Annotated in this window: 25 protein-coding genes; 9 read left to right on the plus strand and 16 right to left on the minus strand. The window is 47.0% G+C overall.

Annotated elements, in window-relative coordinates:
- Positions 1-123: 123 nt before the first annotated feature.
- Both ACFO4U_RS04510 and argH read left to right on the plus strand, forming a co-directional pair.
- A complete protein-coding gene (locus ACFO4U_RS04510) occupies positions 124-1,338 on the plus strand; it encodes an argininosuccinate synthase (protein ID WP_214691273.1) in 1,215 nt (404 codons plus the stop codon).
- Entirely contained in the window at positions 1,331-2,719 is a 1,389-nt protein-coding gene (gene argH, locus ACFO4U_RS04515; protein WP_215243879.1) for an argininosuccinate lyase, read from the plus strand. The genes ACFO4U_RS04510 and argH overlap by 8 nt, the downstream gene beginning before the upstream one ends.
- 35 nt (positions 2,720-2,754) lie before the next feature.
- On the opposite strand, the gene ACFO4U_RS04520 is transcribed toward argH, so the two are convergent.
- Complete coding sequence (locus ACFO4U_RS04520) at positions 2,755-3,351, minus strand: TetR/AcrR family transcriptional regulator (protein ID WP_214690831.1); 597 nt, start codon at positions 3,349-3,351, stop codon at positions 2,755-2,757.
- 169 nt (positions 3,352-3,520) lie between these two features.
- On the opposite strand from ACFO4U_RS04520, the gene ACFO4U_RS04525 reads away from it, so the two are divergent.
- The 4 genes from ACFO4U_RS04525 to ACFO4U_RS04540 all read left to right on the plus strand — a co-directional run bounded on the left by ACFO4U_RS04525 (position 3,521) and on the right by ACFO4U_RS04540 (position 6,221).
- A complete protein-coding gene (locus ACFO4U_RS04525) occupies positions 3,521-4,339 on the plus strand; it encodes a hypothetical protein (RefSeq protein ID WP_215243878.1) in 819 nt (272 codons plus the stop codon).
- A 75-nt stretch (positions 4,340-4,414) separates the two neighbouring features.
- The gene (locus tag ACFO4U_RS04530; protein ID WP_215243877.1) at positions 4,415-5,356 is read left to right on the plus strand and encodes a DUF5692 family protein; all 942 of its coding nucleotides are present in this window, start codon (positions 4,415-4,417) and stop codon (positions 5,354-5,356) included.
- Between the two features lie 73 nt (positions 5,357-5,429).
- Positions 5,430-5,960: a biotin transporter BioY gene (locus tag ACFO4U_RS04535; RefSeq protein WP_012726424.1), complete on the plus strand. Its 531-nt coding sequence runs from the start codon at positions 5,430-5,432 to the stop codon at positions 5,958-5,960.
- Positions 5,961-6,023: 63 nt separating this feature from the next.
- The gene (locus ACFO4U_RS04540; protein ID WP_012726425.1) at positions 6,024-6,221 is read left to right on the plus strand and encodes a hypothetical protein; all 198 of its coding nucleotides are present in this window, start codon (positions 6,024-6,026) and stop codon (positions 6,219-6,221) included.
- A gap of 21 nt (positions 6,222-6,242) precedes the next feature.
- Here the strand turns inward: ACFO4U_RS04540 and ACFO4U_RS04545 are convergent, their stop codons facing one another.
- The 5 genes from ACFO4U_RS04545 to ACFO4U_RS04565 all read right to left on the minus strand — a co-directional run bounded on the left by ACFO4U_RS04545 (position 6,243) and on the right by ACFO4U_RS04565 (position 12,976).
- Positions 6,243-7,091: a sulfite exporter TauE/SafE family protein gene (locus ACFO4U_RS04545; RefSeq protein ID WP_031423531.1), complete on the minus strand. Its 849-nt coding sequence runs from the start codon at positions 7,089-7,091 to the stop codon at positions 6,243-6,245.
- A gap of 69 nt (positions 7,092-7,160) precedes the next feature.
- Positions 7,161-8,048, minus strand: coding sequence for an alpha/beta hydrolase (locus ACFO4U_RS04550; protein ID WP_215243876.1), 888 nt, complete (start codon positions 8,046-8,048; stop codon positions 7,161-7,163).
- A 28-nt stretch (positions 8,049-8,076) separates the two neighbouring features.
- Entirely contained in the window at positions 8,077-8,865 is a 789-nt protein-coding gene (locus ACFO4U_RS04555; RefSeq protein WP_215243875.1) for an AAC(3) family N-acetyltransferase, read from the minus strand.
- Positions 8,865-11,873 carry an AAA family ATPase gene (locus tag ACFO4U_RS04560; protein WP_215243874.1) on the minus strand — a complete coding sequence of 1,003 codons (3,009 nt, stop codon included), beginning with the start codon at positions 11,871-11,873 and terminating at the stop codon, positions 8,865-8,867. The genes ACFO4U_RS04555 and ACFO4U_RS04560 overlap by 1 nt, the downstream gene beginning before the upstream one ends.
- Positions 11,873-12,976, minus strand: a complete 1,104-nt coding sequence (locus ACFO4U_RS04565) for an exonuclease SbcCD subunit D (RefSeq protein ID WP_214690827.1) — start codon at positions 12,974-12,976, stop codon at positions 11,873-11,875. The genes ACFO4U_RS04560 and ACFO4U_RS04565 overlap by 1 nt, the downstream gene beginning before the upstream one ends.
- Before the next feature lie 106 nt (positions 12,977-13,082).
- Here ACFO4U_RS04565 and ACFO4U_RS04570 point away from each other — a divergent pair, with 106 nt between their 5' ends.
- Genes ACFO4U_RS04570 through ACFO4U_RS04580 form a run of 3 tightly spaced genes read left to right on the plus strand, consistent with a single transcriptional unit; the run spans position 13,083 to position 15,961 of the window.
- Positions 13,083-14,813 (plus strand): ABC transporter ATP-binding protein, encoded by a 1,731-nt coding sequence (locus ACFO4U_RS04570; protein ID WP_215243873.1) that lies wholly within the window; start codon positions 13,083-13,085, stop codon positions 14,811-14,813.
- The gene (locus ACFO4U_RS04575) at positions 14,810-15,682 is read left to right on the plus strand and encodes an NAD(P)-dependent oxidoreductase (protein ID WP_211782748.1); all 873 of its coding nucleotides are present in this window, start codon (positions 14,810-14,812) and stop codon (positions 15,680-15,682) included. Before ACFO4U_RS04570 ends, ACFO4U_RS04575 begins: the two co-directional genes overlap by 4 nt.
- Before the next feature lie 45 nt (positions 15,683-15,727).
- A complete protein-coding gene (locus tag ACFO4U_RS04580) occupies positions 15,728-15,961 on the plus strand; it encodes a DUF2188 domain-containing protein (RefSeq protein ID WP_012726433.1) in 234 nt (77 codons plus the stop codon).
- Positions 15,962-15,975: 14 nt separating this feature from the next.
- Here the strand turns inward: ACFO4U_RS04580 and ACFO4U_RS04585 are convergent, their stop codons facing one another.
- From ACFO4U_RS04585 to ACFO4U_RS04630, 10 genes are all read right to left on the minus strand, one after another.
- Positions 15,976-16,620: a DUF975 family protein gene (locus tag ACFO4U_RS04585; protein WP_031423519.1), complete on the minus strand. Its 645-nt coding sequence runs from the start codon at positions 16,618-16,620 to the stop codon at positions 15,976-15,978.
- 72 nt (positions 16,621-16,692) lie between these two features.
- A complete protein-coding gene (locus tag ACFO4U_RS04590; protein ID WP_074036888.1) occupies positions 16,693-17,346 on the minus strand; it encodes a copper homeostasis protein CutC in 654 nt (217 codons plus the stop codon).
- 13 nt (positions 17,347-17,359) lie between these two features.
- Complete coding sequence (locus ACFO4U_RS04595) at positions 17,360-18,130, minus strand: DeoR/GlpR family DNA-binding transcription regulator (protein ID WP_012726436.1); 771 nt, start codon at positions 18,128-18,130, stop codon at positions 17,360-17,362.
- Between the two features lie 174 nt (positions 18,131-18,304).
- Complete coding sequence (gene plsY / locus ACFO4U_RS04600) at positions 18,305-18,925, minus strand: glycerol-3-phosphate 1-O-acyltransferase PlsY (protein WP_012726437.1); 621 nt, start codon at positions 18,923-18,925, stop codon at positions 18,305-18,307.
- Positions 18,926-18,936: 11 nt separating this feature from the next.
- Complete coding sequence (locus tag ACFO4U_RS04605) at positions 18,937-19,797, minus strand: M15 family metallopeptidase (RefSeq protein WP_215243872.1); 861 nt, start codon at positions 19,795-19,797, stop codon at positions 18,937-18,939.
- 78 nt (positions 19,798-19,875) lie between these two features.
- Positions 19,876-20,292 carry an acyl-CoA thioesterase gene (locus tag ACFO4U_RS04610; protein ID WP_012726439.1) on the minus strand — a complete coding sequence of 139 codons (417 nt, stop codon included), beginning with the start codon at positions 20,290-20,292 and terminating at the stop codon, positions 19,876-19,878.
- A gap of 31 nt (positions 20,293-20,323) precedes the next feature.
- Positions 20,324-22,582 carry an AAA family ATPase gene (locus ACFO4U_RS04615; protein WP_215243871.1) on the minus strand — a complete coding sequence of 753 codons (2,259 nt, stop codon included), beginning with the start codon at positions 22,580-22,582 and terminating at the stop codon, positions 20,324-20,326.
- A gap of 56 nt (positions 22,583-22,638) precedes the next feature.
- On the minus strand, positions 22,639-23,316 hold the full coding sequence (locus ACFO4U_RS04620) for a hypothetical protein (protein WP_012726441.1): 678 nt from the start codon (positions 23,314-23,316) through the stop codon (positions 22,639-22,641).
- A gap of 101 nt (positions 23,317-23,417) precedes the next feature.
- Positions 23,418-24,983 (minus strand): BCCT family transporter, encoded by a 1,566-nt coding sequence (locus ACFO4U_RS04625; RefSeq protein WP_215243870.1) that lies wholly within the window; start codon positions 24,981-24,983, stop codon positions 23,418-23,420.
- A 127-nt stretch (positions 24,984-25,110) separates the two neighbouring features.
- Positions 25,111-25,602: a DUF3939 domain-containing protein gene (locus ACFO4U_RS04630; RefSeq protein ID WP_215243869.1), complete on the minus strand. Its 492-nt coding sequence runs from the start codon at positions 25,600-25,602 to the stop codon at positions 25,111-25,113.
- Between the last annotated feature and the right edge of the window lie 113 nt (positions 25,603-25,715).

Here is a 25,715-nt window from a genome sequence, read left to right on the forward strand (position 1 = left end):
GACCACGAAATCACTCGTGGTCCTTTTATTTTCAAAAAAGGGTTGCCACACGACATCTTATCCCTTACACTGAGTTGTATATTTATAAATAAAGATTAATAATTATTCATAAGGGGTGTTCATATTTTGAAACAGAAACTCGTATTGGCTTACTCAGGTGGTCTTGACACATCGGTTGCGATTAAATGGTTGGACGAACAAGGTTATGATGTGATTGCAGTCTGTTTGAACGTCGGGGAAGGGAAAGACTTAGAAAAGATTCAACAAAAAGCGATGAAAGTTGGAGCGAAAAAATCAATCGTCATCGATGCGGTCGATGAGTTCGTCAACGAGTTCGCTCGCTATTCGATGCAGGCCCATACATTATATGAAGGCGTATATCCACTCGTTTCGGCACTATCACGGCCCCTCATCTCGAAAAAATTGGTCGAGGTCGCACAGGCCGAAGGCGCCGTCGCTGTGGCCCATGGATGTACCGGGAAAGGAAATGACCAAGTACGTTTTGAAGTGTCCATTCATGCACTCGATCCTTCACTCGAAATCGTCGCACCGGTTCGGGAATGGAAATGGTCACGTGAGGAAGAAATCGCGTATGCGGCAAAACATCAAATTCCGATTCCAATCGTTCAAGAAGAACCATTCTCAATCGATCAGAACATCTGGGGACGCGCCATCGAATGCGGCATCTTAGAAGATCCTTGGGCAGCACCTCCGGCAAGCGCATATGAGTTAACAGCGGCACTTGAGGACACACCGCATGAACCGACTTATCTTGAGATTGAATTCAAGAACGGAGTGCCGGTTGCTATTGATGGGAAGAGCCAATCGTTCACTGATATCTTAAAAGAGCTCAATATCGTTGCGGGTGCCCATGGTGTCGGGAAGATTGACCACATCGAGAACCGGGTCGTCGGTATCAAATCACGTGAGGTGTATGAGGCACCTGGCGCCATGACATTGATCACTGCGCATAAAGCTCTTGAAGCCTTGACACTCGTTCGTGAAGTGGCGCATTTCAAACCAATTGTCGAGCAAAAATTGACAGAAACAATCTACAACGGACTTTGGTATTCACCGCTCACAAAAGCACTTCTTGCGTTTATCGATGAGACTCAAGCGACCGTCACAGGAACGGTTCGCATGAAATTGTTTAAAGGGCAGGCCATCGTCGACGGACGGAAGTCGCCAATTTCTCTTTACGATGAGGAACTTGCGACCTATACGTCAGCCGATACGTTCGATCAACAAGCAGCTATCGGATTCATCAAGTTATGGGGTCTTCCAACAAAAGTTCAATCAGAGGTGTTGATGGAAAAGGGAGCGTTCGTCAATGAGTAAATTATGGGGAGGCCGTTTCGAGAAGACGGCGAGCGATTGGGTCGATGCATTCGGTGCATCGATTGAATTTGATGCTCAACTCGTCCTTGAGGATTTAGAAGGTAGCATGGCTCACGTGACGATGTTAGGTGACCAGGGCATCCTCTTAAAGGAAGAAGTCACTCAAATCCTTGATGGATTACAACAACTTAAGCAAAAAGCACTCGCGGATGAATTGAAATTCGAGGTGTATCACGAAGATATCCATATGAACTTAGAAGCTCTGCTTCATGAAGCGATCGGACCGGTTGCAGGGAAGATGCATACGGCACGTAGTCGAAACGATCAAGTCGCAACGGACATGCATCTTTACTTGAAAGAACGTGTGAAAGAAGTGATTCAATTGATTGAATCACTTCAGCGTGAATTGCATGCTCACGCTTCAGAAAACGTAGAGACAATCATGCCTGGCTATACGCACCTCCAACGTGCACAACCGATCTCGCTGGCCCATCACTTGCTCGCCTATTTCTGGATGCTAGAGCGTGATAAGGAGCGGTTTACGGACAGCTTGAAGCGGATTGATTGGTCTCCTCTTGGCGCAGGAGCCTTAGCCGGGACAACGTTTCCGATCGACCGTTCCCGTTCAGCTGAATTACTTGGATTCAATCGGGTTTACCCGAATAGCCTCGATGCCGTTAGCGATCGTGACTTCATACTCGAGTTTCTTTCAAATGCGTCGATGCTTATGATGCACCTCTCCCGCTTCTGTGAAGAATTGATTCTTTGGGCAAGCGAAGAGTATCGCTTCATTACAGTGTCGGATACGTTTTCTACCGGTTCGAGCATGATGCCACAAAAGAAAAACCCTGACATGGCCGAACTCGTCCGTGGAAAATCGGGTCGAGTGATTGGAAACTTGATGGGCTTGTTGACGCTCATGAAAGGACTTCCACTCGCTTACAATAAAGATTTACAGGAAGATAAAGAAGGGATGTTCGATACGGTCAAGACCGTTCAAGGCTCGCTCAGTATCATGGCGGGGATGATGAATGAACTGACGTTCCACCCGGACGTCATGAAACAAGCGACCGAGCGCGATTTTTCTAATGCGACCGAACTCGCCGATTATTTGACGGCAAAAGGGTTACCGTTCCGTGAGGCGCACGAGGTGACTGGAAAACTCGTCAAATATTGCGTGGATGAGCGATTGTATTTACGCGAGCTTCCAATCACGGTGTACCAAACGTACTCTGAATTGATTCAAGAGGATGTGTATCATGCCTTGACCCCTGAACAGGCAGTCGCACGTCGAAACAGTTACGGCGGAACAGGATTCGATGCCGTCCGTGAACAGTTGAAAGAAGCTTCGGCATGCATGAGCACGATGACCTATTCTTAATCATCTTGAACCCGTCACGTTAATCTGTGACGGGTCTATTTATCCTGTTCATTCAGACGTTCAACGAAAGAAGGAAGACCTTTTTCTAGTAGAAGATCGAATACCTCCATCATCTCATCAATGGAATTTTCATTGACGTCTAGTAGATATTGCAAGACGACCCCATCGACTGCCGCAATCAGCCATGAACTGAACGCATTGTTTAGACGAGTGTTTTCTAGTCCGTACAAATGAATCAGGATTTGTTCGATTTGTTTTGTCCATTCTGCATATTTGTCCTTTAATTTCAGTTGTGCATCCATATTACCAAGTAGTACTTCATGAGCAAAATGATACTGCAAGCGGTTCTCTGCATCTTTATGAAAGCGTTCCGCCGTATTTCGTGCAATCTCCATTTTGATACGTTCTTTTGAATAGGCATCGTCTGTCATTTCTTTGGCGATTTGAGAGGAAACAGACAAGCTCTCATTCATTAAATCGTACAATAGATCTTCTTTATTTTTGTAATGATGATAGATGGCTCCTGTCGTCATATTCGCCTCGATTGCAATCGCTCTGACTGTTGCCCCGTTCACCCCACTTCGAATAATGACCGTTCTGGCTGCATCTAGAATTTTATTTTTACCGTCCACTATTATTCTCCCCTTTCGAGTCCACTTTAGAATAACATAGCTCTACCAATGCGAGTGCTCAGGACTAAATTTTGTGAAATAATTCACATTGACTAAATAGGATTGTCCGCCTATACTAAAAACATAACAAACGTTATGTTTGTTAAATTCAAATGAGAAGGTGAATGGAATGAACGTTTGGCCGCATGTAATCTCGATACCACTCTATTTAGGTTTATTATTAGGAATCATCGTTTTTTTCAGAAAGCACTATAAACTGTCCGCCTACTTTTGGCTCGCTTCGTTATTGACCATCCCACTATGGATGATGGGGAATGTTGATGGATGGTTTCGTTGGGCTAAAATTGTAAGCGTTATCATACCGACGATTATCGTTGGTTTCTCTCGAATCGCCATTTACGAGAACAAACAAGGACGGATTTGGAACTTTTTAAAGCGTGACGAATTTTTATGGTTCTTCTATGCCATCTTGTTTTTAAATATCGCAGAAGCCACGATTAAAGATGTGACACTCGGCAACTACTTTAATGCCGCCTGTGGATTTTTACTCTGTGTGACGATTCCTTTCGCACCGACTTTTTGGAAGTTTGCGAAAGAAGGATACGCCGATCTCGTAGCCTATACGACTGGGTCATGGAATTTTATATACACGTCATGGAACGCATGTTTCGTCTATGCAGAATCTCCAACTTATTTTGCCAGCTCGCTCTGCATCTTGCTTGCGGCAGAACTGTATCCGGTCATCAAGGGACGACCAGAGCTTTACATTACCGCTCGTATTTACACGCTTGCAGCCCATTTATTGATTCGCGCATGCTATGACATCTTCCCGCAAGTCATGAACTCTTCGACCTGGTTCAACCCGGAGGTATTGAAATCATGGGGAATGATTAATTTTGTGATCATCGTTCCTTACGTCTTCTGGCATATGTGGCAACTTCATCACAATAAGGCCATCATCAGCTTCAAAAGAGCCAAAGTATCATGATGGAATCGAATATGTGAACGTATGATTTCGATTGCTCAATAGTGAACAATTAACTGATGTAAGGAGGAGATTTGAGTGGGAATTCTGTATGAACGAATCGATCTCGTTGGATGGGGAATTGGGTTATTTGTCTTGTTTAGCTTGATGGCTTTCAATGAATTCAGTCGCACGACTAAATGGGGAGGAATAATGTTATTCTTGATAGTCCCGACTATACTGACCCTATTTGTTTGGCCGACTACCGCAGCACCAGGGAATGAATATGGAACGGGTACTTGGTTCAACTGGGTGAAAACATATTCTGCTCTCGCCGGCTGTCTCGGTTTCATGATTATTCGATATCGGCCCTCGCTATTACGAAAGAAATGGGTCTTATTCTTTCCACCGGGGATTTTGGCACTGAACATTTTAGAAGCTTGTATCCGAGACTTTCAAGTATACTTCTATAACGTTCCCGATGGCGCTTATATCGATCACCTTTGGGTCATGTCCGGACCTTGGAATCTAATGAACGGTTTTGCCGGATTATTGAACATCATCGCCATCTGCGGATGGGTTGGAATCAATATTTCGAAAGATCAATCAAAAGATATGATATGGCCCGATATGATTTGGCCATGGATCATCGCCTATGATTTATGGAATTTTGCTTACGTTTATAATTGTATCTCTGACCACTCGTTTTACGCGGGATTGATTCTGCTCCTTTCGTGTACCATTCCTTCTTTCTTTATTAAAAAAGGAGCTTGGTTGCAACATCGTGCCCACACGTTGGCTTTATGGATTATGTTCGTCATGACAGTTCCGGCGTTCGCCGACCGATTAGCTCCCGTACCGTCGACACATGACCCGAGAGCTTTCTTTATCGTCAGTCTGCTCTCCCTCTTATTCAACGTGGCACTTGTCTCCTATCAATTTTATCGGATCCGTCAACGACATCTTCATCCACTCAAGGATGAGCTTTATGTTGAAACGAAGGCATATCAGACAGCTTTGAGTCAAAACGGGCTGTCTTGAAATAATTCTTGCCAACCCCTTCTCAACATGTTAACTTTTATATTGTTAACGTTAACTGAAAAGGGGTTTACATATGAAGATTCAAGATATGACTCAAATCGCCTTCGGCGCAGCACTCATCGCAAGTATCGGTTTCATCGAAATACCGATTGGACCCGTTCCGATCACCCTTCAAACACTCGCCATCATGACCATCGCCGGCATATTCGGTGCAAGGAAAGGATTTTTGGCAGTCATCGTGTACCTCCTGCTCGGCTTGATCGGACTTCCAGTATTGAGTGGTCAAGGAGGTCTCGCACCATTTGTAGGACCAACTGTCGGATATTTAATCGCCTTTCCGATTGCAGCGCTCTTCATTGGCTGGTTCAGCGAACGCTATCGCTCCATCCCTGCATTGATTGGCTATAACTTTTTATTCGGTCTAGGGCTCGTCTACTTACTCGGAAGTATCGGACTCGAGATCGTTCTCGGTATGTCGTTCATTGATGCGCTCAAAGTTAATATTCCATTCCTCTTCGGTGACGCTTTGAAAGCAGTGCTTGCTGCCATATTAGCTGTGAAAATTTCTCAGAACGTTCAAGTTCGTCGTTCCCTCGCTTCGTAAAGGTTCGAACGTTTCACCCGTTTCCATCTGTGGAATAACTGTAGTATGGAAGGGGGTGTCCCGATGAGCGACTCGACGTTTAAAAAACGCTTACAGAAAGCGACCCACTTTTACCAACGCTCTGACAAAGGGCAGCGTCAAGGAATCGATAAGTCGTCTCATGAGAAACGTGACACAGATGCGTTTGAGCGAAGACTCCGTGAGGCTAAAGCGAAAGTTGGCGAGATTCAAGAAAACATTGACCATATTGCTAGACGTTAAAACCCCGTCCGAAGACGGGGTTTATTTTTTGCGTGGTCGAATGAGGAGGGTGACGATGAACAGAAGCGCTAATGTGACGAGAAGTGCAAGTGATGCCGTATTCCACCCTATCAAATTCAACCCTACACTGATGGCGACCGTGATATAAAATCCACCGAGCGCTTTTTTGACGTGCTGCGAGCTGAAACGTTGTAGCTGTTTCGCCCCAAATGGCGATCCGATCATGGCACCCGCAATCAGAGCAAGACCGTGCAGATAATTCGTTTCAGCACCTGCCACCGTATAACTGATGACACCGGATACGACGATGAGAAGCGCTGCCGTAATACTCGTTCCGACCGCACGCTTCATCTCTGTGTTCAACAACTTGACCTGAAGAGGAGTCAAGACGAATCCACCGCTTACTCCCATCAACGAGGAGATGAACCCCGCGAACACACCGATGATCCCAAGGCGTGGTACAGAGTCCGTTCCGACGCTTCCTTCCACATGCTGTTTCGAACGAAAGAAAGAAACCGCAAAATATGTGAGTAATGCGATATAGACGAGTGAGATGATCAGTGTCGCCCCATCGACTCCTTCTAAATAAAAGACAAGCGGTGTGGCAATCCAGGTCCCGACAATCCCGAACACACCGATCCATAAGGCGTGCGACACGTTCACGTTACGCAAACGGATATGCGAGATCGTTCCTGCCGTCGTTGATCCGAGCGTCAACATCAGGCTAAGGGCAATCGCCGCACTCGCTTCATACCCGAAGACAAGAAGAAGTGGTGTCAGTAAGATTCCACCACCAATTCCAAAGAATCCACTCAAGATTCCGATTAACGTTCCTAAAAGGAGAAACTGTAATACTTGTAAAACGTCCATGTTGTACCCTTCTTTCATTGGTCTCGTCTGCAATCATATCAAAAAGGGGCGTCGAATGCGCCCCTTTGCTTACAATGACCGTTCTAGAAACTCGAATATTTGTTGACGATATTCATTCTGGAATGACTGGTACGATCCGACATGACCTTCGTTATCAGTCACCCAAAGTTCGACGCGTTTTTGTGCTTCAGCCAATTTTTCACTTTCAGAAACAGGAATCGCATCATCGCCTTTACTGTGGATCAATAAGATAGGAGCCTCAATCAACTTGATATCCTGAATAGGAGATACGACATCGGCATCGAGACCGGTGAACCAAGGGGTCACAGTCATGATGACGGGCGTGAACGGAACGTTCGGCAAGTCACTCCATACCGGAAGATTTGTCTCGAGATAATTTCGTAAATCACTAAACGGACTGTCGGCGATGACTGCAGCAACTTCGACATCATCAGCTGTAGAGAGTGCTGTCGCCGCTCCCATTGAAATCCCATACAAGACAACCGGTCCTTCTGAACGACCTTTCGCATATTGGATGGCCGCTTTTAAATCGGATTGTTCTTTAGCGCCGACCGTGACTCGGTCACCCTCTGATATCCCTGAACCGCGAAAATCGAACGTTAAAAATTGGTATCCTTGTTCATGAAATTCTGGAATCAACTCTTTCAACGGTAAATCTTCCTGTTCACGGTTCTTCCCATATCCGTGGGCAAAGACGATGGTCGCACGCGGCGTAGGATGAGGAATCCACCATCCGTATAAGTCATATCCTTCCTCCGATTCGATTGTCACATTCTCGTACTTCAAACCAAGTGATTTCGGGGTGTATGTCAATGTTTCCCGCTCCGGTGACGTCAACTGGTCCCCAATATGAGCCGAGATTCCTCCGATAGCCAAACCGGCAACGAGTAAAATGATGAGTACCGCAATACTCAATAGTTTCATCCAACGATTCATCCGTAACTTCCCCTCGATTCTATTTACTCTATCTCAACCAGCTACGAAGCGCGATGAGCGCATGTTGGACTGGTTCCCATGTGCTAGACGGAATGAGATAACATGTCGCTTCATGGATAGAAAATGTTCGCACATCCTTTTGTTTGACGATGTTCTCGCCGATTGCGCCAAACGGATCGCTGTTCACATCGACATGTTCAAATGTACGCCACTTTCGCTCCCCTCGTTCTATAACAGCACAACCGAATGATTTGGTCGGGCCATCAATTCCGTACTCGGCATAATGCCAGAGTGTCGTCGCATCGAGCGGAGACCCAAGGTGAAGGATTCGTGCGTTTCGCTCAATCATTCGCTCGATAGGTGAACCTGGACCGAACCCGACATCGATAGTATGACCGGACACGATGGCTTCAGCCCCATCGCCCCAGGCGGCAACAGACCACATCGGATGGGAACTACGATATACGTGCGGATAGTTTCGGAACAGTTCCGGCACACGTCCCATGCCACGTGTCGCTGTTTTATCAGCTTCGTACGGAGGCATCTCCGCGCGAATCGTCTGCCACCATTCCACGGGGACAGGTGGCGCTTCCCATTCAGCTGGGTCTGAATTGTCTCCGGTCTGGGTCGCCATCATAATCAACCCAGATGGACCGACCACTTCCAGAATCGCTTCAATGACGGTCTGCGCCCCTCCACATACCCAACCGAGTTTTGAGAGCGACGAATGGACAAACAACGCCTCTCCCGAGCGAACGCCGGCTTCTTTTAACTTTTCGATGAGACTCGACTTCGTCACCATCTTTTTCACAACCATCACTCCACAATCAGCTGGATCGACGACCCGCTTCTAGATTTTTTCACTTCAATCCGTGCATCGACACGGTCTTTCAATTCTTGGACATGACTGATGACGCCGACGAGCCGACCGGTCGCCTGTAAAGACATCAATAGTTCAATCGCCTGGTCTAGAGATTCGGCATCGAGCGTACCGAATCCTTCATCGATGAGCATCGTTTCAAGACTGATGCCCCCACTCAGCTGTTGGACCACCTCCGCAAGTCCAAGAGCGAGTGACAACGACGCCTTAAACCCTTCACCGCCAGATAAATTTTGTACACGACGCGATTGTCCGGTATAGGCATCAAAGACGAGAAGCTCAAGACCAGATTTGGCATTCCCTTTCGCCGTCTCGACTTTCCGCTCAAGCCGGAACTGACCGCTCGTCATCTGATCCAAATGAATGTTGGCCGCATGAAGGATCTGATCAAAAAAGGCGGTTTGAACATATGTCTCAAACGTCATTTTCTGTGGGTTGATTCCCTTCCCCGTATCCGCAATCAATTTGATTGTCTCTAATTTCTGCTCTTCTTGCGCCGTCTGTTCGCGAAGGGTATTCCATTCCGAGATGACGTGTCTATGTCGAGACAAGGCATCTTGGGCTGTGATCAGCTGTTTCGACGCCTGCTCACTGCATTCAGCCACTTCCTTCACTTTCATCTCCATCTCATGCAGGTCTGGTCGCTCCTGATTCTTCAGTTTTTCTTCAATCATCTGTTTATGGTGTCGGAGTCGAACACCTTCTTCCTCCTCACGTTGCAACTGTTCACGAATCATTGTCCGCTTGTCGATTTGATTGGCGTATGATTCATAGCGTTCACGCGTCAGATGTGATGCTTCTAGCTGATTGACCCAAATGGTCTGCTGGGCATCATACTGCTTCGATGCTTCAGTCAACTGTTCACGGATCAATGACAGTCGTTCTTCCTCTTTCCAAAGTGCTTTTTTCACCGTCTCAAACTCAAGGTCGTACGCTTCGACTTGTTTCATCAACATCGAGATGCGGTGCTCAAGGTCGGCTCGCTCGCGCTGCAACGCATCGAATGTCGTTTCTTCACTTTGACCGAGTGCGTACAGACTTTGTTGCGTCATTTCAAGTTCGGATACGACACGCTCCCGCTCTTCGAACTGTTGACGTCGCTCTTGCTCTAACTGTCGGATTTCTGCTGACAGTTGGCGAAGTGTCCGTTCGTTCTCTTGACGCATTCGTTCTTCCCGTTGCAATAGCTCTGCACGTGATCGCCACTTATTGAGTTCTTCTGTGACATCGCCATTGAATTGAATGTCTTTGGAAGCTTGATCTAGTTCTTGTCGGACTGCTTCAAGTTGTTGATGAAGCGAACGATAATCCGCCCTCGCTTCGATTAAGCTTGTGGACAAATCATCAAGACGTGCCACGACCGCATCCCGCTCCGCGATGTTCGTAACGGTTTCTTCGTGTTGTGGGATATCATGATGACGAGAACCGCATACCGGGCATGGCTCACCGTCTACAAGCGTCTCGCTCAGTTGTTTCGCTAGTATTAATTGTTCTTGCTGTGTAAACGTGGTGACCACTTCTTGTTGGGTCACGTACTGTCGTTGAACGTCTTTGCCCGTTCGTTCACATTCGTCGAGTTGTTTCGATAACTCACGTGCCTTTGTTTCAAGAGATGCCAGCTTTACCAATCGGTCGACATGACGCTCGGCGTCGACTGCTCGTTCGCTAGGTTCAGACTTTATGCTGTCGACCAATCGCCGTTCTCTTTCTTGAAGTTCTTGTAACCGAACTTCTTTTGAAAACATGACCAATTCTTTTGCACGATTCATCAATCGGTCACGAAGGGTCACGAGTGTGGCGCGCTCCTTGATTCTTGGCATCATCTCATCGACGATCCGAAGTCGCTCCTTACGAGAGATGACTTCTTCTTTGTCCGTTTCAATCGTTGGTTGTTGCTCCATTAACTTTGATTGAGAGGATTGCAAGTGCTCTAATTTTGTCGAAGAGGTCTGTTCTTCCATCGTCAACCGACGCACGAGTTGCTCTAACTCCTGTAACCGTTCAAAGACTGGACGAATGTTTGCCGCCACCTCTAAATTTGTTAGCAGTTCACGTGTTTCATTTCGAATCGATTCACCGTTTAAAAAGATTGCAAGTGCTCGATCGGTTTCTTCTCGCTCCTTGAACAGCGTGACGAGTGATTTTGCTTTCTCAAGCGCTTCTCTTGCCTCTTCCAGTGCTGTCGCATACAGTTGTTTCTGGGTTTTGGCCGTATCACATGTTGTCATCAGATATTCTTCACGCTCGTCAAGCCAACGTTGAATCTCCTCGATGGACTGGGTCGACACCTCTTCGATTGCTTCATCTTCGAGCTCTAATAACTTGAGTCGCGTCCGCTCGACCGCCCATTCCACTTGTTTTCGATACGCGCTATAGCGTTCACCCCACTTCTCCTGAAACGTACGATATGCCTCTGTTTTGAAAATGGATTGGAGGATTTGTTGTTTTTCATTCGAGTTCGAGTCGAGTAATTGTCTAAATTGGTTTTGAGGGAGCAACAAGATTTGACTGAACTGTTCATACGATAATTGTAAAATCGATTCGATTCGTTCTTGTACCTCGTTCACCTTCGTCGCCAGCGGCTTCCAACCGTCCTCCCATTCATAGAGGATGGCCTCGTGCGGAATTGGCGTCTTATTTTTCGGATGAGGTTGTTGCGGCTGTCTTACGATCCGATAGCGGTCACCTCGAATCGTGAACGAAAAATCTACTTCCGTCTTCAACTCAGGTTGTGCATACTGGCTTCTGAAGTCACTAGCATTTCGAAGCGACCCACTCGCCCGGCCATAAAGGGCAAACGTCATCGCATCAAAAATGGTCGTCTTCCCGGCGCCCGTCCGACCGCTGACGACAAACATCGAGCGACCAACCAACTGGGTGAAGTCAATCGTTTCACGTTCTGCATACGGTCCAAATGCTTGAATCATCAATTCAACCGGTCTCATTAGTCATCACCTTCTTCTATCATTTGCTTCACGGCATCTGAGGCAGTGCGATCATGTACGGCCTCAAAAAATTGGAGATATACCTCTTCTACTGACTGTCTTTCGAGCGTCTCGCGTTCAAACGTGGATGTCTGCTCCTGGCGACGTAACAGTTCCAATTCAAGATGAAGGATATTCGGATAGACAGTCCGAAGTTTCGCCATCGGATCATGAAGCGCCGTATCATCGGTCAATACAATTTTAAGGTAATCATCTGTCTTTTGTTGCTGATAATAAGTTGGGGCAAGGAGTTCGTTCAATGTTCCGGTGAGTTGTCGCATATCCCGCTCTGGTGTCAAGGCACGGCGACGACGTGTCCATTGACCGTCCCATTCCAGAACGTCGACGGATTTTTCATGATTGACCTCGGAAAACGAATATTTCATGAGCGACCCACTATATGCAATTCTTTCTGATTGAATCGCATCACGATTATGTAAATGACCTAATGCCGTATACGAAAAAGGCTCATATAACCCTTTTGCGACCTGTCCTGCCGTGCCAACAGATAGTTGACGTTCTGAATCCGTCTCCAGTCCTCCCGCTACAAAACTGTGACCAATCGTCACGGCATCTTTTTCGATCATACCGAAAGCTTCAATGACCGCCTCCAGTGCATCATGATGCGTTCGAATCGAGTCGATACCGAGGATATGCCGTACACGAGCCGGCTCAAGGAATGGAATCGGATAAAATGGGACTCCCGCTACATCAAGGGGACCAGATGTCGGGTCTAGCTTACCGACGATGTGAAGTCCTACTTGTCTCAATAACTTCGAACTATATTCGAGACGTTCTGCCGAATCATGGTTTCCGGCGATGGCTACGACTGGTATTCCGCGGTTCAAGACGAGCTCTCGCCACATCTCATCGAGTAAATCGACCGCCTCGACGGGAGGGACGGCTCGGTCATATAAATCCCCTGCGATGATGACCGCATCGGGTCGTTCCTCATCTACGATTTGTAAAAAAGAATGGAATAAGATATTCCGTTGATCTTCTGTCATATGTCGACCGTGGACGATCTTACCTAGATGCCAATCGGCCGTGTGAATCCATTTCATCACGTATCACCTCTCTTTCCTATTCTAGCATGAGTCATTCGTATGATTCGACGTCTTGACACCCGTTTTTGAAACAGCGAAAGTAAGAGGAGAGGAGGACTTCAAAATGAAATCATCAACATGGCAAACTTTTTTTCAATTATTCAAAATCGCGAATCCTCCGAAAAATCTATTTGTCGGAGCCATTCTGATCTCGCTCCTTCAAGCCGTCGCCTCACTGGCCATTCCGCTCATCTTGCAGCGTGTGGTCGACCGGTGGAGCAGCGACTTATTGACACCTGAATGGATCATCTATTTCGTCATCGCATTTTTGATTCAGGTCATCACGAGTGCCGTTTCGATTTATTGGTTACATATTGTGGGGCAACGGGTCGTTGCCAATTTACGCACGACCTTGTGGGACCATCTCGTCAAACTGCCGATTCCATTCTATGACGGCATCAAGTCGGGGGAACTGGTGTCTCGGTTGAACAATGATACGACGACGCTTCAACAGTTGTTATCCGAACAAAGTGTCAGGTTGTTGACCTCCCTCGTCTCGGTCATCGGCGCCGTCGCCATCTTGTTCACACTCGATTGGCAAATGACACTCGTCATCTTGTTCTCTGTTCCGACCACACTCATCATTGTCATACCGCTCGGACGGAAGCTTCGGATTATCGCAAAAGAGACACAACAAGAACTCGGAAATCTTTCCGGCTTCTTCGCCGAACTGCTCGGTGAGATTCGACTCGTCAAATCACAAGCGACGGAACAGATGGAAGTGAAAACCGGCAAAGCAAAAATCGAGACACTGTTCGATTACGGGGTGAAGGAAGGACGAATTCAAGCGATCCTCATTCCCCTTCTCAATGTGACCTTGACCGGGATGTTGATTGCCATCCTCGGGTTCGGCGCATATCGAGTCTCGACCGGAGCTTTATCAACGGGCGAACTACTCGCCTTCATGCTCTATCTCTTCCAAATCATCACGCCGCTCATCACGATGAGTGAATTTTTGACAAGGCTTCAAAAGGCGCGTGGAGCAACGGAACGGATTGCAGAGTTGCTCGAAGTCCGTCCCGAACCATACAGCACACATGAAGAAATGATTCATCAGACGGCACTCTCATTTGAAGACGTTGCTTTCCATTATGGCACTGAACCCGTCATCCAAGGATTGACACTTCAAGTTTCACCAGGGGCGACAACCGCCATCGTCGGACGGAGTGGTGCAGGGAAAACGACACTTTTCTCACTTGTCGAACAGTTCTATTTACCGACGGCAGGGACGATTCGATATGGAAATCGGGAGATTCAAACATACGGGCGTGATACTTGGCGTCAAATCATCGGATATGTCGCTCAAGATTCACCCGTCCTTTCGGGATCTGTACGGACAAACATTGTGTACGGACTTCGACATGAAACGAGCGATGATGAAATCAAAGAAGCCTGTGAGATGGCCAACGCATGGTCGTTTATTGAAACGATGCCTGAACAGCTCGATACGGAGATTGGTGAGCGAGGTATCCGTTTGTCTGGCGGGCAGCGACAACGACTTGCTATCGCGCGAGCATTGTTACGAAATCCACAGATTTTATTGCTCGACGAGGCAACATCAAGTCTAGATTCAGAATCAGAACGCGTGGTCCAAGAAGCGTTAGACCGCCTGATGGTCGGACGAACGACGCTTGTGATTGCCCACCGACTCTCGACTGTCAGACATGCTGACCAGATTGTCGTCTTAGAAGACGGACAAATCAGCGGAATCGGGAAACACGAGCAACTTTTAACAGAGAACGCACTATATCAGCGACTCGTTTCACAACAATTATTAGGGGGACAAGCCACATGAAAACAATCGGATTTATCGGGCTCGGGGTCATGGGCCAATCGATGGTACGTAATTTGATGAAACACGGATTTGAAGTACAAGCATACACACGGACGAAAGAGAAGGCAGCTGCACTGTTAGAGGAAGGTGTGACATGGTGTGATTCGGTACAGGACGTTTGCCGAGATGCCGATGCCGTCATCACTATCGTCGGCTATCCGTCTGATGTCGAATCCATCTATTTTGGTGAAGGAAACATTCTTGATTCGGCAGAACCAGGTACATTATTGATCGACATGACGACGTCCTCACCGAAACTGGCTGAACGGATAGCTGAGACAGCCATTGAGCGGAGTCTCCTCCCACTTGACGCACCAGTAACTGGAGGCGATGTCGGCGCCAAAAATGGAACGCTATCGATTTTAGTCGGTGGGGGTGAATTCGCCTTCAATAAAGCGAAGCCTTTATTTGAAGCGATGGGACAATCGATAGAACGAATGGGATACGCAGGAAGCGGTCAATATGCGAAACTTGCCAATCAAATCGCCATTGCCGGAATCATGATGGGGAATGCCGAAATGTTAGCGTTCAGTAAACGAGCTGGAATTGACCCAGAGGCACTCGTTCGTACGATTCGTGGTGGGGCAGCAGGTAGCTGGACGCTTGAAAACTTGGTTCCACGCATGATTGTCGAAGATTATGCACCTGGCTTCTTCATCAAACACTTTATCAAAGACATGACACTTGCCATCGAGAGCGCACACGAGCTACAAGTGACATTACCAGGTCTCGAGCTCGCACATCGCCTCTATTCAATTCTTGAAAAGAATGGATACGGAGAGAATGGCACGCAAGCACTGATCGAGTATTATCTTCATCAAGACGTTTGAAACCGGATGTTTGTGGAATTAGTAGGAGTGAAGGAGGCGATTTTCGTGCCATGGAATATGAAAGACTATCCAGAATCACTGAAAAACTTCGATCCACTTGTAAAAAAGAAAGCCATTGATATCGCGAACGCATTACTCGCGCAAGGCTACTCTGAGACGAAAGCGATCCCCATTGCCACCGAGCAAGCAAAAAAGTGGCATGCGGATGCGTCGGAAGAGGAAAAACAAGATTTTGAAGACGCCCCAAACCCCAAAAAGTCAGATCAGCACGGAACATAAAACAACCGGTCGGGTTATCCGACCGGTTGTTTTGCTTGATAGGAGGCATTTAACTCTAAATAGAGTCCAGAAATCGCCGTTTGAAGATATGGTGTGACAAAGATATAAGCTAAGCCTCCAGTAAGAAGGACGAGCGCATACCATCCGATAAAACTCGCATAGAGCTTTAACATCGTCTGTTTGTGCCCTTTCATCATTTGGCGGCTTTTTCGCATCGCCTGGAATGCAGATAGGTCCGGCTCATCTCGCATGATAAATGGCGCGATGCGATACGTCAAATAGAACCAGACACCAGGTACAATCAGGAAAAGCATTAGAACGTTTAGACCTAAATAGAATACCGCATAATAGACCACGGCACGTGAATAGTCTTTAAGTGACCCGAACGATTCAATCAACAATCCGAACGTTGGCTTTTCATCTTTCGCCACCTGGAGAAACACCCAATTTTTCCCGAGCTCGATAGGTGCGAGCAGAACCGTCGCCCCGTAAAGAAGCGCCACCGATGTCAAAAGAACTTCGGGGTCGTTCGCCGAGAGATCAAGTCGGGTCGTGATCATCGCTTGAATGACCATGACAGTTAAGACGACGAGTAATGAAATGCCCCACTTCCCTGATAGCATTCGTAGCGCATATTGTTTGTAAACGGAAGATTGCATGAATTCACCTACATTTATTGTTTTCTCTCATTATAGCAAAAAAACAGTCTTCCGACTGTTTTCCGCATTGGCTCATCCAAGAAGTTGTTTGAACTTCACTTCATCGAGCTGTCCATTCGTTCGTACGCCATTTCCTATGTGTACCATCGCTACGTCAAGACGTTCTTGAAGAATCGGTAACGTTTCCACCGTGATCCCTGCACCAGGCAAAATTGTCATCTCGGCCTGTTCCTTCAAGGCTATCAAGGTTTCGATTCCTTCTAGTACAGTTTTGGCACCGCCTGAAGTAAGGAGAATATCTACTTCCGGATATTCATTCAACACATCCATCGCTTCAAAGACATCACGTGATGCATCGAAGGCACGGTGGAACGTGAGCGTCATTTCCCCTTTGTGCTTGATCACTTCCCCTAAGATCCGCTCGTCAATCGCGCCATCCTGTGTCAATGCACCGAATACGATTCCATCGACACCTAGCTCACGGCATAGACCGATATCCGCAAGCATAGTCTCGACATCATCCTCATTGAAATGGAACGAATGTGTATGGGGTCTTATCATCACATGCACCGGAATCGACACATGTTCGACCACATTTCGAATCGTTCCAAAACTTGGTGTGATGCCCCCGTTTTCCATATCCGCAATCAGTTCGAGTCGTTTCGCACCGAGTTGCTCAGCCTGAATAGCTTCCGTTAGTGTAGTGACAATCACTTCTACATTCATTAAATCGCTCCCTTTACGGTGCGAACTTCCAGTCCACACCATGTTCGGCTAAGACGCCTTTGAAATCTTGAGGCTCCGGAAAATCAGAGATAATCGCCGTCACCTTCGAAAAATCACAGACGCGATACCGTTTTTGTTGATTTAGTTGGGTATGGTCCGTCAGTAAGAACGTCTCGCGACTTTGTGACATCACCGACTGGGTGATACTGGCGAGGCCGAAAGCGTCACATGTTAAACCTAGTGATGCGTCGACCCCTTCGACGGACAAAATGGCAAGGTCGAACATGTATGTCTGTAGTTGCGCCAGGACCTGCTCACCTGTCGTCACGAGATGTTTCGGGTCGATTGTACCACCTAATAGCTGAATTTCGCCACCAAGCACACCTTTCGCCCGCTGTTCAAACAACGCCTTCGCCACCGTCAACGATGGCGTCACGACCGTCACATTGCGACCACGTAACCGGGAAGCCACTTGCTCTGCCGCGACCCCGTGTCCGATATATAATAATGTATCATCTGGAATCAACTGAAATGCGGTATAGGCAATCCGACGAATTCCATCCATGTTTGCAATCACGATAGGCTGAAAGGACATGCTCTGATGAAGGACCGCTCCCCCGTATACACGTTTGATTCGATGTTCTTTTTCTAATTCTTCTAAATAACGGCGAATCGATTCCCCCGATACGTTCAAACGCTCGATCAACTCGCTTGTTTTTACTTTGCCTTCTCTTTCGATCCATTCTACAATTTTCTGTTTACGCTCTTCACCGATTAAAGACACGTCCCTGCCTCCTCCACAATAATCTTTCCTTTTCTAGTGTAACGAACGCATGTAAATTTAACGTAAATTGAAAGTAAAGAACGAGCAAATCCAACATGTTTTTGTTTCTTTTTTGTGTAAATCAACGACAATACACAAAAAAAGGCACGCCCTTCACGGACGTACCTGCATGAGTCATGATTTCGGCTTGTGTTGAAACAGCGGAACTTTTGGTTCTTTTCCAGCACGTATACGTTGCCAATTGGTACGATGCTTAATAATAATGAACAATGCGAGTGGCACGATGACGATCAGGGGTAACCAATCTTTCGTCACGATGCTATAAGTCGTTGCCGTCACCAGTCCTACCACGGCGGCAGCCATCGAGGAGAGGGATACCATGCGCGAGGTGAGGAGAGTCACGATGAATGTACCGACGACGACAAAGAAGAACCATGGGAAGGCTGCCAACAAAACACCACCGCTCGTCGCAACCGATTTTCCACCTTTGAATTTCGCAAAGACAGGATAAGAGTGTCCAATCACTGCCGGAATCCCGGCAAGAAGCAGGCTCATCTCGCTTCCGAACAGTAGAGGCAGCAATGCAGCGACAAGACCTTTCCCCATGTCACCGAGTAAGACGAGGATTCCTGCCTTCTTCCCTAATACACGAAACGTGTTCGTCGTTCCCAGATTGCCGCTCCCATGTTCTCGAACGTCTACGCGATAGCCGAGCTTGCCGATGATGAGGGCAAACGGAATGGCACCAAGTAAATAACTTAAAATAATAATCATGATTTCTGTCACATATGGCATCGCAATTCCCCTTATTTCACAAATTCCGCAATATAGCGATCATATGGCTGATTCAATGCATGTACCTGTTTCGCATGCTCAATACCGATATAGCGTAAGTGCCATGGTTCGTACATATATCCGGTTTCTTCCTCAAAGGCTTTTTGGTAACGGATGATAAATCCATACTCGTGAGCATGATCTGCCAGCCATTTTCCTTCAACCGTTTCACCGAGACTTTGAGTCAGTTGATAGTTGACCGAGGCGCTCGATACGTCAATCGCAAGTCCTGTTTGATGTTCAGAATGACCTGGTGGTGCGGAATATTTCATGGCTTGTTCTTTGCCATCTCGTTCGACATAAGCATTGAAGAGATTGACTTGATAGGCGTATGAACGGAACGCACTCGTCCCTTTCAAATCAATTCCTGCTGCTTTTGCACCTTTCATTAGACCTTCAATCGCCTGAGCAGCTTCTTTACGTAACATTCGACGTTCACCGACTGTCGAGTCGACAAAATCAATGTTCGCCTCTACCAAATCACTCGGCTGATAGTCGGCGGGTAATGCAATTTTCTTGTTTACAAGAATCAATTCATCTAATTCCAAATTGGCCACACCATCCGTTTCAATCGGTTGACTAGGTGCCACAGGTTCTTCCTCTACTGGTTCGGTCGGCTGTTCAGACTCGTCCGACGTCTCCTCCTCAGAAGGTGACTCGGTGACTGTCTCATCTTCACGATCCGAAGTCGGTTCATTTGGTTCTGTCTCTGGTTCATCTACTGTTGATGACTGTGTTGTTGGTTCTTTCGGTTCAACTTGCTCGTTTGTCGTACAACCGGCTAACATGAACGTCAAGGCGCCGCAAACCATCAAAATCGATGGATAACGCATGCGATCTTCCCCTTTCTAGATAACAAAAAGTACCGTCAAGATATGATACCACACTGACGGTACGAAGACAGAAGATTCTTAAACAGGGTTCATGACGTTCAAATACATTTCATGCCATTTCGGGAACTCTCGATCAAGTCGAATCGGTTTGAAGTCGCCTCGTTTGACGACGACATGCGTTGTAGTGGCTGTGCCAACAAGTTCTCCATGTTGATTCGTCAACTCATAGCCGTAAATCGTTCTGATTTTTGAATATTGATCGACCCATACACGAACATGAACCGTATCACCATACGTCACGCTACGCTTATAGTCCATGGATACATTTGTCACAGGAGAGACAAATCCCGCTTCTTCCATATCTTTATACTCGACACCTAGTTGTCGTAACAATTCCGTGCGCGCAATCTCTAAATAAACTAAATAGTTGGCATGATAGACGATGCCCATCATGTCCGTCTCTTGATACCTTACTGGGATTTGAACCGTGTGCATTGAATCATCCTTCTTTCCTACGACAAGTATATTATAACTTACTCTTAATATCTACTACTAATAATTGCTGGAGTGACACATTCTCATCCTCCGTCGACACTAAACGATAGGACTGACGAGCAATCGATTCATCGATAACAGATAGAGCGGTGCGCGCGTTCGCATGTTTGATGTCATGTAAGCGAGTAGCTAATGCTTCAAGCGCATCTTCCTCCATCACATATCCGAACTGACTTGCGTAATTTTTCGCGATGTCCACTAACTGTTCTTGCGTATAGTCATCAAAATGAATCGTCCGTTTCATTCGGCTACTAAGACCAGGGTTGGATTCAATTAATCGGCGAATCGGACCTTCGTAACCGGCAAGGACAACGACAAGATTCTCGCCATGTTTCGGCATTTCATCAACGAGTGTATCGATTGCCTCCCGGCCATAGTCGTTCGCCCCGCCGTTCAAACTATAGGCCTCGTCAATTAGTAAGACGCCGCCAAGTGCGTCACGGATCGCCGCTTTCGTTTTTTGAGCTGTCTGTCCCACATAGCCACTAACTAAATCTGCACGACTAACGACATTGACATGGCCTCGCTTCAAATAACCTGTCCGTTTCAACATCTGTGCATACAGATAGGCAAATGTCGTTTTACCGGTACCGCTGTTTCCGGTAAGTGTAACATGGAGCTGGACCGGCGCCGTCTTCAAACCGAGCGCTTTTCGTTTCTTCTGTATCTTGATGAGCGCTTCAATTTCAGCCAGTTGTGCTTTTGCATCTTCCATGCCGACAAGGTCATCTAACGATGTCGGACTCGATTCATCATCTGGCTGATCAAAGTCTTCTTCAGTCAAGAGCGCCATTTCGTCTAGCGGAGCATCTGCACCGAAGCGGGAACCCTTCTTAAACATCGCATCAAGTAAAATGTTATGGACAGTCCGGGCATTTCCGAACGTCGAGTCGACCCGTTCTCTGTCGATTCGAGCAAGAAGTGATCGTTTCGCCTCTTCCGTCAGCACGTAATTGTTTTCTTGTGCCACTTTCTCACCGATGGCGACCAGTTCTTCGTCACGGTAGTTCGGTAACTCGTAGTGATTCGACTCAGGGAATCGTGAACGTAAACCGGGGTTCGCCAAGAGGAAATGACGCATTTCTTCTGGATAGCCAGCTAGAATGACGACGAACTTGCCAGCATATTCGCCACTCGTCATCGCGGCGACGAGCGTATCGATGGCCGCTTGTCCGTAATCACTGCCACTCGCATCCTGACGCTTCAATGCGTATGCTTCATCGATGAATAAGACACCACCCTCTGCCTCTTTCACCTTGTTCATTACCTGCTCTTCCGTTTGCCCAACATAGGCACCGACAAGGCTCGAACGGTCAGCCTCGACAAGGTCCGGGCGTCCTAATAAGCCGAGTTCAAAGTAAATCTCGGCCATGAGTCTTGCTAATGTCGTCTTCCCGGTTCCTGGATTCCCTGTAAAGACGAGATGAAGGGATGGTTGATGTTTTGAAGAAAAACCGGCCTTCTCTCGTTCTTTTTGGAAAAGGAGGAAGCGATACCACGCTTTTACACGCGCTTTGATGTCATCGAGCCCAATCATGTCTTCAAGTGATTCAATCGCACTTGAACGTGCCTCGGTCGGACGGTCTGGTAGTAGCTCACAAATTGTGTGTAGCCGTTCTTTCACAAGGAAAACGCGCTCCCCGAAACGATGAAACGCTTCACGACTGAAATAGTTCCCTTGCATGGATGCGAGCAAGGAGGCGGTATCATCTTCAAGAGATGCGACCTCTTGCATCGCTTCGATGATCGCTTCAAACAGGTTTTCCAATTGTCCGCGCCATTCAGAATCACGTAAATCAGACTTCGCAGTCTCCACCTCATCATGGAGTTGGTCAAGTTGATCGAGCAACGCTGACGTTTTTGACTCGTACTCTGTTAAGATTTGAACCTTCATCGAGGCGTAATCGGCCTCTCGTAAGGTTGGCCAGTCGATTTGAAGCGCCTGTTTCGAACGACGCAACTGCTCATTCAGTTGAAACAGACGAAGCTCTGGAGGAAGTGCGTTCATCGCCTCCAACTCTTTTACCCAGCGGTTGAGTAACGGGTCCATCGTTTCCTTTTGTTTGAGCCGATGTGTTGCGAGCAGCCGCAAGGAACGAATTAATTCTTCTTGGTGCTGAGTCGCACGAGACCAATGTGCGTAAGATAACAAAGCCGCCTCGTTTACTTTTTCTCCAGCTTCCCAGTTCGTCAAGTCCGTTTGAACTTGTTCCACTTGAATTTGTTTCATCTTGTTCTCCCTTTCAGACGACAAGGGAGCCGACATCATGTCTGCTCCCCATCGGATTATCTTGATTCAAACGATGTCATCCGAATCGAATGGAATAACTTTCCGTTATTCCGCGATTCTGCCGCGAGCAAGATTCGTTCATGCGCATCGACATAATATGTGACAGTCTCTTTATTTTCTTCTTCACTAAAAATCGATGGATAGTTTTCAATCCACTCTTCCGGAACGGTCTCAGCCGATTCTGATTTCACATACGCTTGCGCGGTACGTCCGACCAAATCGGTTTCGCCTTCACTTGAACCGAGCGTCCCGTCATCGAGCCATTTACGAATCTGTTCGTTCGTTGCACGTGACAAGAATGGATGAGGTGCGACTGCTCCGGAGTTCGTCTCCTGTCGAAGAACTTCTTCCCCGTCCGGATTGAACTCTAAGTAGGTCTCTCCATCCCATTCAGCTTTCGCGCCAACATTTGGACCCGTCACGACTTCAGATACAAAATGTCCGTCCTCATCATACGTGACAAGATACTCTCGTTCTTCGAGCTCTTCGCCTTCTTTTGGAAGTTTGCGTTCTTGATATCCGATCACGACATTCGAGTAGAATGGTTCGACTTGCTCCTCCTCTTCCCCGCTCAAATCCATGAGCACATAGAAGTTATATGCGAGTAATGCCCCGACAATGAGGATGCCGGCCAATATCACCCAGCTCAACCGTTTTTTTATCTGTTGTTTCATAGCCTATCCTCCTCGTTTCTTCACTTACTATCCTACACTAGCGAGAAGGACAAGCAAAATATTTTTGACCGAAAAAGGGCCTCATCTGAGACCCTTTCGAATTAACCTAGTTTATCTTCATCTTTCTTTTGCATCTCTAGCCATTTATCTCGTTCATCCGGTTCGTCGGTAAGATCCTTGAATAAGGCAATCATCATAAAGATGAGCACGAAGATGAATGGGAAGGCTGCGAGAATCGCAACAGCTTGTAGAGCATCTAATCCACCAGCATACAACAATACGGCTGCGATTGACGATTGGATGATTCCCCAAGTCATTTTAATCCCCATCGGCGGGACGAGCTTCCCGTTCGATGTAAGCATACCGAGGACGTATGTCGCAGAGTCGGCCGATGTAATAAAGAATGTCGAAATCAAGAAGATGGCGATTACACTGAGAAGCGTCCCAAAACCACCGAACGTTTCAAACAGTGCGAACAGCCCGACTTCAGTACCGATTTCGTTTACTTGATCAATCAAGCTATATCCTCCGAACAAATCAGCCCAGATGGCCGAACCGCCGAAGACGGAGAACCATAATAATCCGAATGATGTCGGGACAAGTAAGATTCCGATGATAAATTCCCGAATCGTACGCCCTTTCGATACACGTGCGATAAACGTTCCGACGAATGGTGACCAAGAAATCCACCAAGCCCAGTAGAAGATGGTCCAACCGTTCACCCATTCACGTTCAACGGGTTCAAATGCGGCTGTACGGAAACTCATGCTCGGGAGCTGCTGCAAATAAGTTCCGACTGTTTGTGTGAACAAGTCGAAAATGAAAGCTGTCGGTCCCGCAAACATCGTCGCTACAAGTAGGACAATTGCCAAGAATATATTCGTATTACTTAAGATTCGAATTCCTTTGTCAAGACCTGTCGAAGCACTGATCATGTAGAGCACCGTTACGACGGCAATGATGATCAACTGTGTCACGAAAGCGTTCGGTACCCCAGGGATGAGGTAATGAAGGCCACCGGCAATTTGCTGAGCACCAAAACCAAGTGAAGTCGCTACCCCGAATGCAGTCGCAATGACCGCAAGGATATCGACCGTTTGCTTCACGGGTTGTTCGTAGCGGTTATGGACGAGCGAACCGATTGTCTCCCCAATCGTCGCGGGACGACCTTTTCTAAACGTCGAATATGCGATGGCGAGCGCAATCATTGCGTAAATCGCCCATGGATGGAGGCCCCAATGGAAAAATGCATAACGCATAGCAGTCCGTGCATCTCCTTCAGGTGTAGGGGAAGCGAATGGTGGTGAGTGGAAGTGGAGCAACGGTTCAGCCGCTCCCCAGAAGATAAGTCCAATTCCCATCCCGGCACTGAATAACATGGCAAACCATGATAAATAACTAAATTCTGGACGATCTGTATCCTTTCCAAGTCGAATCGAACCATATCTTGAAAAGATTAAAAAGATGGCAACCAGTAAAAACCCGGTGGCGCTCAAGAGATAGAACCAACCCATCCCGTTTGAGAGCCAGCCTTGTAACGTACTCGTCACGTTTAATAGACTGGCATTCCCTAATAAACTCTCGGGGAAAAGTCCCCAAATCGTAAATAAGCCAGTTATGATTGCAGATACGACGAATACGGTCGTCACACGGCTTTTTCGTTCCATAAAATCACTCCTATTTAATTTTCTATTTTCATATACGTTTTCCACCCTAACATACTTTTGAAACAAGTCACAACCCTATGTGTACATAAATGTGTTGTTTACCGTCCAATAGATAGGTGTCTTGTCATCAAGTTTTTTCTTTGGGCTCCACTGAAACAATCAATGTTTCATCGACCACATAGTAAGGTCTTTTTGGCAACGTTTTTAAATAACCCCCCTCTCGTAAACGGGTCAAATCGAGTTGAAGCGAGTTCTGAAATTTTTGTAACGGTAATTTCTTCTCCTGGTCCATATACAGATCGAGTGCCCGTTGCACTTGATCCATTTCATAAATGACGTCGCGTTCATCTTCCGGTACGATATGAAACGTCTCTTTTGACATGAAGAAACGTTGTTTCGGGATTCCCGAAAGGTGATGTTTCAAGCGTTTGGTGTCGATTTCTTGCGAGTCATCCAGTAGGACGGTGCGATTCACACCTTTTGGCAGTGTCTGTTCATATTCGTGAATCGCCTGACGCAATTCTGAAAGGGTGATATCAATTTCTCGATCCGGTTCCACCTCTTTTTGTTGCGTCAATCGTTTCCACCAACTCTTTCCGAGCTTCTCTTCCTTATCCATAAGCGCACCCCTCCCTGTCTTCCTGTTCCCGAATCTTTTAAAACTTCCACCTTAAAATTGCATATTCATGAAAAAAACCTTCCTTTTTTCAAAGGAAGGTCATGGACTAGCAC

It is taken from the genome of Exiguobacterium profundum, from assembly GCF_042652865.1.
Taxonomy (GTDB): Bacteria; Bacillota; Bacilli; order Exiguobacteriales; family Exiguobacteriaceae; genus Exiguobacterium; species Exiguobacterium profundum.